Source organism: Marinimicrobium koreense (genome assembly GCF_003762925.1).
Classification (GTDB): domain Bacteria; phylum Pseudomonadota; class Gammaproteobacteria; order Pseudomonadales; family Cellvibrionaceae; genus Marinimicrobium; species Marinimicrobium koreense.
Window position 1 is genome coordinate 2,119,863 of sequence record NZ_RJUK01000001.1, and the last position, 12,720, is coordinate 2,132,582.

Here is a 12,720-nt window from a genome sequence, read left to right on the forward strand (position 1 = left end):
CGATCCGCCCTACGGATACTACCGGTTAGATAGGAGATCGTTTCGTTCATCACTCGGTAACAAAAAAGCCCGGGACAAGCCCGGGCAAAGCGCTAGGGTTTAGCCGATCAACTATCGCGCAGCGAGATCGGCATGGTTTTCCACCAATTGTTCAAACACTCCCTGCCATTGCTCACAATGCGTTTCATAGCCGTACAATGACACCGGCTGGGTAACCAACTCGTACCCCTCAGGGCGTTCGATGCCCTCACACACCTCAGCGACCTGGGCTACGGCTTCCGTAATTTTTTTATCTTCAATGATCAAGTCAAAGAGTGCGTCGGGCTCCTTGTTGCCAGGATAAATATTTACCCAATTGAAATCATCGGCCCAGACCGATATGGAATGGTGAGCCATCTCCAGCGCATCACGCTCCGGGTCTTGCACCGCCTCAAGCAAAAAATCGGCTCTCATTTTCTGGAAGATTACGGTGAATGTCCGTTTTTGTCGGTCACTCATAACAACGCCTGTTTGCAATGACCACGCTTGGAAATGACGCTCTAAATGCTTTTCCTGATAGAGGTAGGAATGCAAGTCGCTGGGCAGCTTGGCGAACAGACTTGCAAGCTCTTTCTCCCGCTCTTCCAAAAAGGGTAACTTGTCGCTATCCATAAACATCATCAAGCGGTTGGAAAGGTATTGTTCAGGCTCGGGATCAAACGCTATTTCCATTAGGCCTTCTCGACTGGCCCGAAACCCAAGCAGTGCGCTATAGCCTTCCGCGTCCTGACCAGTTAACACAGATTCAACAGCTTCTTTGCCCAACCACACCTGATAAAAGTCAGAGGTAGCCGCGAACGATCGAATGTGCCCCTGCTTGGGGTCATCATTATATGAAAAGAATTTCATCTTTCCCGCCAAGGCTCCATCACCGGAAAAGTCTTCCGATCCTACCTTGCGCGAGGTGACGAAATCCGGCATCTGCTCCCCCCGTCGAAGGGTCAAGAGCAGGCTGCCATCGTTCAAAGCGCGTAGAGAAAAAGGGCCGGCCTCCACTGACTCGCCTGGTTGATTTTGCAACGCTCGAATTGAACCGACGGGAACTTCCGCCTCCATTCGTCCCCCCTCATATGTCGCGAAACGAATTTTATCGGATTGATCAGACACCCGGGCGTCATGCTCTTCCAGTCGAACCAGTTTACCCTCCAGCGCCCGAAGGAAGTGCGCATAATGTTGCTCAAGCAACACCTGCCGCGCCTCCAACCACTCGTCCTCGTTGAGATGACTGAAGAACGGAGAACGCTCTTTGTCGCGATAAAGATCCTTCCACAACGCCGCTTTGAAGTGTCGAACGAACGCCGCCCGCTCCTGTTCCGACAGGGCCTGATAATCCGAGGTTGGCACCAGCGTGGTCACAAAGTGGGGCTCATCGTCGGCGTCTATCAACTGCGAACGAAAGGTGTCGATCAGGCTTTCCACCGAGGCATCGTCAAGGGTTTCAATGTCGGGGTATTGGTCCTCGGCTTGGGAGTGCATACTCAAGAACAACCCCAGCGCCACCAGCAGCAAGCTGGACACCAGCCCTTCAAACGGACGTGCGGTAGACGTCGCGGGCTCAAACAGTCGACGAATACGGGCGAGTAGGTGCGGGTGCTTTCCATTTATAGCCATGGTGAGTTCTCCATCATTGGAAGCCGAGCCGTCCATCTTCAGCGAGGAAAATCGGGCCAAGGTCTCGGCGTAAAAAATCCGGCTTTTACAACCGTCAGCGGCGATATCGTCGCAGGCATTTTCCCGCTCACGATCGATCTGCTCACTGATCCAAAGCACGGGCCAGTTAAAGAAGTACAGGGTTTTAATCAGGCTTTGGATCAGGCCGACCAGATAGTCGTTGCGACGGATATGGGCCAGCTCGTGTCGCAGGATCGCCTCCAGTTCATCGCGACTCATCTGGGTCAGGAGTGCAGCGGGCAACAGAACCACCGGCTTCAGATGACCGACAACACAAGGTCCTTCCAGGCGCTCGCTGAGTCTCAGCACCACGCCCCTGCCGATTCCGAGGCGGCTCCCCAGGGCATTGACCCGTGTCTGCCACGGCGACGATGCCGGATGACTCAGCCGGTTTTTCAGGCGATAGCAGTAAAGCAGCCCGCCGCAATATCGAGCCATAAAGAGTGCGAAGCCCAACATCCAGAGCAGCACGATGGCCGACATATGCCGGTTGATCCAGTCGGCCCACACCGCCGGCGAGAACAGCGAACCGGAGTCGGTCAGTACCGGCTCGGGGACGGCAGCGGCTTCTACCAACGCTACCTCCACTATCGCGTAGTAGCGGCTGTAGGTCAGTGCGCTCAGTACCATGACAACCCCCAGGGCCATCACCGCACTCAGGTAACGGGCATTGGCCGACCAGCGAGGTGTCACCGTCAACACCAGCGCCAAGCCGACGGCCACCAAGGCGCTCTGCCAAAGGGAGTGCAATAGGGTCCACCCCAGGGCGTAAACAAACGCCTCGCCCAGCCATTGGGTCAGCCAGTTCATGACTTGTCCTCCTCAATCCGATCGAGGTATTCCCGTATTTCGTCCAGTTCTTGACGGGACACGGTTTTATTGCCCAGCAGGTGCATCATCAGTTTGCTGGCGGAACCTGAAAAGGTGGTATCGATAAATGAGCTGAGCAGCGAGGCTTTGGTGTCCTGTTCTTCCACCAGGGGATAGTACACGTGGCTACGCCCTTCGCGCCGCCGCCCCAGAAGCCCTTTCTGGTGCATCAGCTGCATCATTTTGAGCGTGCCGGTGTAGCCCACCGAGCGCTCACCGCCCAGGGCGTCGTGAATGGTCTGGGCGGTGGCCTCACGACACTGCCAGAGCTGCTCCAGGATCTGCATTTCCGAGCGAGTTGGGGTTGAACGGGACGACTTGGGCATTGGGGTTCCTTAATTACGAAGCATTTCGTATTTATTCTACGAAATTTTTCGTAATTGGGAAGGAAGCGTTTTTAATAGCGGAGCAGATCGGCTATCAAGAATGGTTATAAGCGGGGCTGGCGTATGTTACGGCGGATGGGCTCGGCTGCGGACGGCTCGGAGGTCGCGTAGGGCGGGTAAGGCCAAAGGCCGCACCCGCCGCAACAAAACGGCACGCACCACCCAAACTTCAAGTTTGGCAGCGGCGGATGCGCGGTCTAACCGCTGCGCTCGGCCCCTACGGCAGGTTTTTAACCAGAAGTGCTGTGCTCGGATCGCAGTGAACCGGGAGTTGCAGGCGGACGCGGTGGCCCGAGCCGGGGGCGCGCACTATTGGGGTGCCGGTTTTATCCTGCAGTGCGGTTAGCTCAAACGGATGATTGCCCCCGGGCGTCAACAGGTACAACCGTTCGCCCACGGAGAAGCCATTTTTGGCCTCGACTTCGTACCAGTCCCCCACCCTCGCCTTGGGCTCGGCCACCCACTGCTGGGCACCGTTGTGGTGCGCACGCTCCAGGTTCTGCAGGGTTTCGGGGCGGGCGTGGCGGTCCAGCAGGCCGGCGGTGTAGCCTCGGTTGGCCAGGCCTTCCAGCTCAAACAGCAGGCTCGGATCAAAGGCTTTTCCGGCGACGGCATCGTCGATGGCGCGGCGGTAGACCTGGGCGGTGCGGGCCACATAGTAGGGCGACTTGGTGCGCCCCTCGATTTTGAGCGAGTGCACGCCCATCCGGGTCAGCTGCTCCACATACTCCACGGCACGCAGGTCTTTGGAGTTGAGGATGTAGCTGCCGTGTTCGTCTTCATCCATCGGCATCAGCTCACCGGGGCGGGTCTTGTCCTCGATCACCACGGGCTCCCACTGCCCTACCTCATCTTCCCGGGCGGGTTTGGCCTCGTATTTCCAGCGGCAGGCATTGGTGCAGGCGCCCTGATTCGGGTCGCGGTGGTTGAAGTAGCCCGAGAGCATGCAGCGCCCGGAATAGGCCATGCACAGGGCTCCGTGAACAAAGACCTCCAGCTCCATGTCCGGCACCTGCTCGCGGATTTCGCCGATCTCCTCGATGCCCAGTTCCCGGGACAGGATGATCCGCTCGACGCCCTGCTCCTGCCAGAATTTGACCGCCGCCCAGTTGACCGTATTGGCCTGGACCGATAAGTGCATGGGCATGCCGGGAAACTGCTGGCGGACCAGCCAGATGACGCCAGGATCGGAGACGATCAGGGCGTCCGGCCCCATATCCACTACCGGCGCCAGATGCTTGATCAGGGTGCGGACCTTGTTGTTGTGCGGCGCCACGTTGGTCACCGCATAAAAGCGCTTGCCCAGGGCATGCGCCTCGCTGATGCCCTGGGCCATGGCCTCGTGATCAAAGCTGTTATTGCGCACCCGCAGGCTCATGCGTGGCAGGCCGGCGTAGATCGCATCGGCACCGTAGGCAAAGGCCAGACGCATGGCGCGCAGGCTGCCGGCGGGGGACAGAAGTTCGGGGGCGAACAGGGGCATTGGGCAAAGATCCTCAGGAATTGGGCATCACAGCGGGCAAAAACCCGCGCATACTAACGGCACGCGCACGCTAAGTGGTTGATTTGACTCAAAACTGCCACCGAAAAGTGCCAACTACCCATGAGGAGGTAGGCGGGGTTATACCTCGGAGCCATAAACAAACCGCGCTGTTTTGCGCTAGACTTAACCATACACTCACACCGAGCCCATTGACCTAAGGCAACGCTAGGGTCCATGGGCCGTTACCCTCTCACCCAACCGGGTGAGCCGAGGTAACCGGGGCCGTTCGGGAAACCGGGCCGCCTCCCGCGCTTGGAAAGGTGTTTCTATGCTGACTGACTCTTTTGATCGGCGCTTCAGTTATTTGCGCCTGTCCGTTACCGAAGTGTGCAACTTTCGGTGCGACTACTGCCTGCCGGATGGGACCGATTGCGGCCCCGATGCCCGTGCTCAGGACCTGACCCTCGACGAAATCCGCCGTCTGGTGAATGCCTTTGCTCGCCTGGGCATGCGCAAGGTGCGCATTACCGGCGGCGAACCCTCCCTGCGCAAAGATCTGACCGAGATCATCCGACTGTGCAAGCAGACCCCCGGTATTGAAACCGTGGCCATGACCACCAATGGCTACCGTTTGACCAAGGACATCGACGCCTGGCACGCGGCGGGCCTGGATGCGCTCAACGTGAGCATCGACAGCCTGGATCACGCCAAGTTTGAGATGATCACCGGTCACAACAAACTGCAGGAAATTCTCAAGGGGCTGGAGCGTGCGGCCGAGTTGGGCATTCCCAACATCAAGGTCAACAGCGTGTTGATGAAGCATTACAATGACGATGCGCTAGATGACTTTCTCGACTTCGTCAAAACACGGCCGATCACCCTGCGCATGATCGAACTGATGCAGACCGGGGATAACGTCGAGTTTTTTGACCGCCACCATTTGAGCGGCGACCGGGTGATCGAGCGGATGCGCGCTCAGGGTTGGCAGGAGCGACTGCGCGGTCGGGACTCCGGCCCCGCCCGGGAATTCTGGCACCCGGATTACGCTGGCGGCATCGGCATGATCATGCCCTATAGCAAAGACTTCTGCGCCACCTGCAACCGTCTGCGCGTCTCCAGTCAGGGGCAGCTGTTCCTGTGCCTGTTTGTCGACGAGCACCAGAGCCTGCGCCACCTGTTGCAGTCCGATGATCCGGAGCCGGTGATGGCGTTTTTGCGGGAAGCCATCAAGGGCAAAGATTTCAGCCATCACCTGCACGAGCAGAACCCCGGCTCGACCCGGCAGTTGGCGATGATCGGCGGTTAAACTTTTACCTGACTCAATAGATTGTTACGGAGTAGCTGTTAATGGCACACGCCTTACCATCGGAAATGAAACCCCTGAACATTGCGGTTCTGACCGTTTCCGATACCCGCACCTTTGAGAACGACACCTCGGGTCAGTACCTGGTGGACGCTCTGCAGGAAGAGGGCCATACCCTCGCCGACCGCGCCTTATTGAAAGACGATATTTATCAGATTCGCGCCCAGGTGTCCGTCTGGATCGCCGATGCCAACGTGCATGTGGTCCTGATCACCGGTGGCACCGGATTTACCGACCGGGATTCGACCCCCGAGGCGATGAAGCCGTTGTTTGATAAAGAAGTGGAAGGGTTTGGGGAGATGTTCCGGCAGATTTCCTGGGGGGAGATTGGCACGTCGACCATTCAGTCTCGAGCGTTGGCGGGGTTGGCGAATCATACCTTGATTGCCTGTCTGCCCGGGTCGACCGGGGCCTGCCGCACAGGATGGACGAAGTTGTTGCAGCCGCAGTTGGATGCGCGGCAGGGGCCCTGTAATTTTGTGGGGCATTTGATGCGGTAGGAGAGTACGCTACTCCCCCGTCGCGATAATCCCCAACTCGCTATACACACTGCGCAACACATCGTAATGCTCCTGAATGGAGCACCCTTCCTGATTCCGCTTTTTGATGCCCTTGCGGGTAAGCTCAATATGCCACTTGGGCGTTACGCCGTGGCGGGCAAGGGAGTGCTTGACGCAGGCCAGGGCGCAGCCGTCGATGGCGCAGATATCGCGGCCGGATTTGGCGACCTTGACCAGACTCGGTACATCGCCGCCCACGCCCGCAATACAGGACATTTCAGCGTGGCCTTCCCGGTCCATAACCACGGCAATATCGTTCGCCAACTGGGCCACGTTGGAGCGGCCCGAGCAGGCGTAAACCAGCGGTTTCTGTGTGTCGTCCATAGTAAATTCCAAAGCTGACAACGTGTGAAGTTACTTTACGCTGACTGCACACATCCGCCTTGACGTAAATCAACTGAGCCTCAGTCGAGGCTCAGCCGCACTTGGACGCGCCGCAATTGAGGCAGGTTTTGCAACCATCCATGATGATCACTGCTTTGGTGTGGCACTTCAGACACAGGGTTGCGGTCGGCGGAAACTCATCACTGCCATGCTCGATGTGATGCTTCTGCTCGTACTCCACCTGCTTCTCCTTGAGCACCTCCCGCTGCGCTTCGGATAGCGCTTCATCCTGGATCAGGCCGATGCGCTTCATGTGGGTTTCGATGGCGTCGCCGATTTCCGCCACCAGCGAGGGCATAAAGCGGCCGCCGGATTTGAAGTAGCCGCCCTGTGGGTCAAACACCGCTTTCAGCTCTTCCACCAGGAAGGTCACATCACCACCCTTGCGGAACACCGCGGAGATGACGCGGGTCAGCGCCACCACCCACTGAAAATGCTCCAGGTTCTTCGAGTTGATGAAAATCTCGAAGGGGCGGCGCACTTCGTGGTCGGTGCCCGGGTTCAGCACCACATCGTTGATGGTGATGTACAGGGCGTGGTCGGACAGCGGTGTCTTGATCTTGTAAGTGCTGCCTTCGAGGGTTTCCGGGCGCTCGAACTTCTCGTGCATGCGCTCGATGTCCGGCTCTTTCTCGGGCTCCGGCTTTTTGATGGAGAAGCCGGTGATTTTCTTGTCAATAACTTTGGCGTTCATACAGACTGCTCCAATTAAAACTTGCCGTAATAACCTTCTTTCAAGGCCTCGTACAGATTGGCGGCGGTGTGCATTTCGCCGTCGTACTCCACCTCTTCGTTGCCCTTCAGTTCGAGCTTTTGACCGTCCTCCAGCTCAAACACATAGGTGGTATTTTCCAGATCCTGTTCTTTCACCAACACGCCCTGGAAAGCTTCCGGGTTGAAGCGGAAGGTGGTGCAGCCTTTCAGCCCTTTCTCGTAGGCGTACAGGTAAATGTCCTTGAACCGGTCGTAGGCGATTTCTGTGGGCACGTTGATGGTTTTGGAAATGGAGGAGTCAATCCATTTCTGCGCCGCGGCCTGCACATCCACATGCTGCTCCGGAGTGATCTGGTCGGATACCACAAAGTACTCTGGCAGACCGGTCTCCCCTGGCTGCGGGTAAGGTTTGGCCTTGGGCTCGACCAGCTGGCGATAGCGCAGCAGTTCGTAGGAGAACACATCCACTTTCTCCTTGGTTTTCTTGCCACTGCGGATCACATTGCGCGCGTAGTGGTGTGCAAAACTGGGCTCAATGCCATTACTGGCGTTATTCGCCAGGGACAGGGAAATGGTGCCCGTGGGCGCAATGGAGGAGTGGTGGGTAAAGCGGCCACCGGTATCCGCCAGCGCCGCCACCAGTGCCGGATCTTCCTCGGCCACCTGCTGCATATAGCGGCTGTACTTTGCCCAGAGCACTTTACCGGGCACCTGATCGCCCACCTTATACTCTCTGGCCAAATCGGGTTGCTTGGCCAGCATGATGGGCGTGACCTCAAAGGTTTCCGCCATGATGGGCGCCGGGCCTTTTTCTTTGGCCAGGTTCAACGACTCGCGCCAGCCGGCCAGCGCCAGCTCTTTACTCACCTGTTCGGTAAAGGCGATAGACGCGGGACTGCCATAGGGAATGGTGAGCATGGTCAGGGCCGAACCCAGCCCCAGAAAGCCCATGCCGTGGCGGCGCTTGCGCTCAATCTCCCGGCGCTGCTCCGCCAGTGCCAGCCCGTTGATTTCCACCACGTTATCCAGCATGCGGGTAAAAATGGACACCAGTTTGCGGAATTTCTCCCAATCAAATTCCGCCTGCTCGGTAAAGGGATGCTTTACGCACTGGGTCAGATTGACGGAGCCGAGCAGACAACTGCCATAGGGTGGCAGGGGTTGCTCACCGCATGGATTCGTAGCGCGAATGTCTTCACAGAACCAGTTGTTGTTCCACTGGTTGACCCGATCGATCAGGATAAAGCCGGGCTCAGCGAAGTCGTAGGTGGAACGCATGATCTGGTTCCACAGTTGCCGCGCCGGGACTTTCTTGTAGACCTTGCAGGCGATTTCACCGTCGTCGTTCCGCAGGTATTTGTCGGATACATGATCGAGGCGCCGCCAGACCACCTGTTCGGGGTCATCACCGTCCAGGCCCTCGCGCTTGAGGTCGTCCTCGGTGATGGGGAAACTCAGCGGCCAGGTGGCATCGGCTTTGACCGCTTGCACAAAGTCATCGGTAATCAGCAGCGACAGGTTGAACTGGCGCAGACGCCCGGCCTCGCGCTTGGCCCGGATGTATTCGCTGACATCCGGATGGTGCACATCAAAGGTGGCCATCTGGGCACCGCGCCGGCCGCCGGCCGAGGAAATGGTGAAGCACATCTTGTCGTAGATATCCATAAACGACAGCGGCCCGGAGGTATTGGCGCCGGCGCCGGCCACGTAGGCGCCTTTGGGGCGCAGGGTGGAGAACTCGTAACCGATGCCGCAGCCGGCTTTCAGCGTCAGGCCGGCCTCGAGGTTTTTGTGCAGAATATCTTCCATGGAGTCGCCGATGGTGCCGGAGACGGTGCAGTTGATGGTGGAGGTCGCCGGCTTGTAGGCCTGGGCCCCGGCATTGGAAATGATCCGGCCGGCCGGTATGGCGCCGTTGCGCAGGGCCCAGAGAAACTCTTCGCGCCAGTGGGCTTTGCGTTTGGGCTCGATTTCGGACAGCGCCTGCGCGACCCGCTCCCAGGTGGCGTCGATGGTCTGATCCACCGGTTGGTCCTGGTGGTCTTTCAGGCGGTATTTCTGGTCCCAGATGTCCTGGGAGGCGGGCTGAAGTTCGACCGCCGACTCGGTGATGTCCCTGGATTGCTCTGTCATTCGTCAGCCTCAATAAAGTCGTTGGAATTTGGGGGGCCGCGCTCAGGCGACCTGCACGATACCGGCCATCTTGTGCCAATAGCCGTTGACGTCCTGCGCGGCGCGCGCCTGGGCTTCGCCCCGGCTGGCGGCCCGGAACCGGGCGAGCCACTCCAGGGTGCCCTCGGGCTCCGGGCTGAGGCGCACCGCGTCCACCAGCCCGGCCATTTGCGGCACCTCGGTCACCAGATTGTACCGATCTCCGGACTGGGTCTGAATACCATTGAGCACGAACAGCCGCTCGCCTTCCTGATTGTAAACGGGACGACCCGACGGGTATTTGATGCAGCACAAGTCACATTGATCTTTGGGCCGATTTTCCGAGCGGGCGGTAAAGCAGCGCGCCGACCAGGCCAGGGGCAAGTGCCCAAAGCCAAACACCTCGACCTCAAAGCTGCTGCGGATATCCTCAATATCCGGTTGACTCAGTATCTCCGACAACCACTCCCGGGACAGTTCCACCGGCATCAACCAGCGCTGCATGCCGAACTGCACCAGTTGGCGCAGGGTCTGGGGGTTGTAACAATTGATCGCGGCCCCGGCGACGAAGGGCAGCCCCGCCTCGCGCAGCAGACCCACCGCGCCGATGTCGTTGGCCTCCAGCGCGAATTCACCGTTGTCGCAGTAGCGGCGCAGCTCGCGCAGGTCGGCAGGAGACTCCAGCAAGGTCATGGTGGATAACACCACTTCTTTGCCGGCCTCACGCAGCTGGTGCGCCTGGGCCATATAGTCCTCCAACTTCAGCTCCCGCCGCTTGGGACACACGGTTTCGCCCAGGTAGACGGCATCGGCGTCCGATTCGGCCACCGACGTGTAAAAACGCTGCACCTGCTCCCTGGGCCAGTAATACAGAATGGGTCCAATCGTCAGTTTTAACATTAACGCCAACTCCTGTGATAGGCCCCGATGGTGGTCTGATGCCCTTCGGACAGTCCCGCCAGGGTCTGGTCCCAATCCTGGTGCACCTGATACTGGGCCGGGTCTTCCAGCAACCGGTCGATGGCCTTACGCCACACCCGGGTAACCTGGCCGACATAGGCGGGACTACGCTGACGCCCCTCGATCTTCACCGCCTTGATGCCATCGCGGTACAGCTCGGGCAACAGGCTCAGGGTGTTGAGGCTGGTCGGTTCCTCCAGGGCGTGGTAGCGCTCACCGTCCACCTCGAAGCGACCTTTGCACAGGGTGGGATAACCGGCGTTCTCACCGCCAGCAAAGCGGTCAATCAGGTAGCCATTCAGGCGGGATTCCAGCACGCCGCGTTTCTCTTCCCAGCGGACGAACTTGGCGGGCGAGCAGGCGCCGGAGTTGTTGGGGGACTCGCCGGTCATGTAGGAGCTGAGATAACAGCGCCCCTCAGCCATTATGCACAGGCTGCCGAAGGCAAACACCTCCAGCTCGGTACTCACGGTGTGCGCCAGTGCCGATACCTGTTTCATGGACAGCACCCGCGGCAACACCACGCGACTGACGCCATAGGCCTGTTGGTAAAAATCAATGGCCGCCGCATTGGTGGCCGAGGCCTGCACCGACAGGTGCCGCTCCACCTCGGGGTAGCGTTCCGCCGCGTAGGCCAACACCGCCATATCGGCGATGATCAACACGTCCGCTCCGGCCTTGACGGCCTCATCCACTGCCTGTTGCCAACTGTCCCATTGTGTCGGGTGGGCAAAGGTGTTGATCGCCACGTGCAACCGCCGCCCCTGCCGATGGGTTTCCCGGGCGGCATCGCGCAGCCCCAGGGTGTCGAGATTGAGGCCGGCAAAGTGCCGGGCATTGGTATCACCGCGCAAGCCCACATAGACGGCATCGGCCCCCTCTTTCAGGGCGGTTTTCAGCGCGGGCAGGCTTCCTGCGGGACAAAGTAATTCCATCGGCGTTTACCTCTGTTTAAAGACTGTACCTATTTTGGGCGAGTGGCGACGCCACCCGGGTTTGCTAGCATGCCCGCTCAGGAGGTGCCCCACTATGACTACCATGCAATCCCATTCAGCATCATTTCGCCCATCGCTCCCCCGGCTCACTCAATGCGCCAAAGTGGCCCAGCCACTCATCCCCGAGACAATTCGCCGACACACTTTAGGCGTCGGCCTGAACCACACTTTTTCAAAGGCGCTGCGCCGGGGCGAGCTGGATTTTCTGCACGGCCGCCAGGCGCGGATCACCGTGCCGGACATCAACCTGGACTTCGCGGTGACGCTACTCGGCCAACGGCTGCAGGTTTCGCTCAAGCCTGTGGCATCCGACGTGACCTTTCGGGCCGATACCCGATCACTGCTGCAGATCATGGCCGGCCAGGTTGATCCCGACACCCTGTTCTTTCGCCGCAAGCTGGCCATTGAAGGCGATACCGAGCTGGGGCTGGAACTGAAAAATTTCCTCGACAGTCAGGACCCCGAAGGACTGATCCCCCCGCCCGCTTACCGGCTGATCACTAGCCTACTGCTATGACCGACCCCGCGATATTCCCCCATGGGTCTACCCCTTTAGAGGAATCACAGTTCACCCCGAAAGTGTGCACAATGGGCAGAACTCTCGTTTTACAACAATGGCCACATTGCTATGAGCACCTTTGAGCTGAACCACTTCGATGACTTTCTCACTATTGCCCGCTCTCAACCGGAACCACAAAAGCTGATTCTGGTTCTGGCGCGCCGAGAATTACCCACCGGCTATACCGAGCAGCAGGCGCGGGATTTTGAGGAGGGACACGGGGGCCACCTGGCGCCGCTGGCCGGTATCGACAAGCGCCCCGACGAACTGGCAGACTTCTCCAGCCTGGTCGAAGAAGCCAAGCAGGCGAGCGATACGTGGGATGCGGTTTTTGTTGCCGCCCTGCCCGGCACGGACAACAAACTACCCACCCCGAAAGCGGTGGACGACGCCATCGAAAAAGTCATTCACGCCATTCGCAACGGGATGATCAATAACTTGCTGGCATTCGACCGTTCCGGCGTCCCGATGCAGATCACCCACGGATAGCGCTCAACGAGTCGCGCCCCAGAAATCGAAAGGCGCGCCCAAGACCTGCGAAAGACGCCTCGATGCGTATAATGGTGATAGACCTCCGAAACCCGA

The 12,720-nt window shown here is 58.9% G+C and carries 12 protein-coding genes and 1 riboswitch; of the genes, 4 read left to right on the plus strand and 8 right to left on the minus strand.

The genetic code is table 11. The annotated features are described in order from the left end of the window. Positions 1-111: 111 nt before the first annotated feature. The 3 genes from EDC38_RS09245 to trhP form a co-directional block, all read right to left on the minus strand. Complete coding sequence (locus EDC38_RS09245; RefSeq protein ID WP_123638255.1) at positions 112-2,520, minus strand: M56 family metallopeptidase; 2,409 nt, start codon at positions 2,518-2,520, stop codon at positions 112-114. Continuing rightward, positions 2,517-2,906, minus strand: a complete 390-nt coding sequence (locus EDC38_RS09250) for a BlaI/MecI/CopY family transcriptional regulator (protein WP_123638256.1) — start codon at positions 2,904-2,906, stop codon at positions 2,517-2,519. Before EDC38_RS09250 ends, EDC38_RS09245 begins: the two co-directional genes overlap by 4 nt. Positions 2,907-3,183: 277 nt before the next feature. Then, complete coding sequence (gene trhP / locus EDC38_RS09255; protein WP_123638257.1) at positions 3,184-4,449, minus strand: prephenate-dependent tRNA uridine(34) hydroxylase TrhP; 1,266 nt, start codon at positions 4,447-4,449, stop codon at positions 3,184-3,186. Positions 4,450-4,635: 186 nt separating this feature from the next. Then, positions 4,636-4,789: riboswitch (molybdenum cofactor riboswitch) on the plus strand. On the opposite strand from trhP, the gene moaA reads away from it, so the two are divergent. Continuing rightward, positions 4,778-5,755 carry a GTP 3',8-cyclase MoaA gene (gene moaA / locus EDC38_RS09260; RefSeq protein ID WP_123638258.1) on the plus strand — a complete coding sequence of 326 codons (978 nt, stop codon included), beginning with the start codon at positions 4,778-4,780 and terminating at the stop codon, positions 5,753-5,755. (Overlaps the previous riboswitch by 12 nt.) 41 nt (positions 5,756-5,796) lie before the next feature. Further along, on the plus strand, positions 5,797-6,312 hold the full coding sequence (gene moaB, locus EDC38_RS09265; RefSeq protein WP_024461221.1) for a molybdenum cofactor biosynthesis protein B: 516 nt from the start codon (positions 5,797-5,799) through the stop codon (positions 6,310-6,312). Between the two features lie 9 nt (positions 6,313-6,321). Here the strand turns inward: moaB and EDC38_RS09270 are convergent, their stop codons facing one another. The 5 genes from EDC38_RS09270 to ubiU form a co-directional block, all read right to left on the minus strand. Further along, on the minus strand, positions 6,322-6,696 hold the full coding sequence (locus EDC38_RS09270; protein WP_123638259.1) for a putative zinc-binding protein: 375 nt from the start codon (positions 6,694-6,696) through the stop codon (positions 6,322-6,324). Positions 6,697-6,787: 91 nt separating this feature from the next. Further along, complete coding sequence (locus EDC38_RS09275; RefSeq protein ID WP_024461223.1) at positions 6,788-7,450, minus strand: TSCPD domain-containing protein; 663 nt, start codon at positions 7,448-7,450, stop codon at positions 6,788-6,790. Between the two features lie 14 nt (positions 7,451-7,464). Beyond that, entirely contained in the window at positions 7,465-9,603 is a 2,139-nt protein-coding gene (locus EDC38_RS09280; protein ID WP_123638260.1) for an adenosylcobalamin-dependent ribonucleoside-diphosphate reductase, read from the minus strand. Between the two features lie 42 nt (positions 9,604-9,645). Beyond that, positions 9,646-10,521: a U32 family peptidase gene (locus tag EDC38_RS09285; RefSeq protein WP_123638261.1), complete on the minus strand. Its 876-nt coding sequence runs from the start codon at positions 10,519-10,521 to the stop codon at positions 9,646-9,648. Continuing rightward, positions 10,521-11,516, minus strand: coding sequence for a ubiquinone anaerobic biosynthesis protein UbiU (gene ubiU, locus EDC38_RS09290; RefSeq protein WP_123638262.1), 996 nt, complete (start codon positions 11,514-11,516; stop codon positions 10,521-10,523). The genes EDC38_RS09285 and ubiU overlap by 1 nt, the downstream gene beginning before the upstream one ends. Before the next feature lie 94 nt (positions 11,517-11,610). Between ubiU and ubiT the strand changes: the two genes are divergently transcribed. Beyond that, positions 11,611-12,093 carry a ubiquinone anaerobic biosynthesis accessory factor UbiT gene (ubiT, locus tag EDC38_RS09295; RefSeq protein ID WP_123638263.1) on the plus strand — a complete coding sequence of 161 codons (483 nt, stop codon included), beginning with the start codon at positions 11,611-11,613 and terminating at the stop codon, positions 12,091-12,093. A 111-nt stretch (positions 12,094-12,204) separates the two neighbouring features. Further along, entirely contained in the window at positions 12,205-12,624 is a 420-nt protein-coding gene (locus EDC38_RS09300) for a ribonucleotide reductase subunit alpha (protein ID WP_123638264.1), read from the plus strand. Positions 12,625-12,720 lie beyond the last annotated feature (96 nt).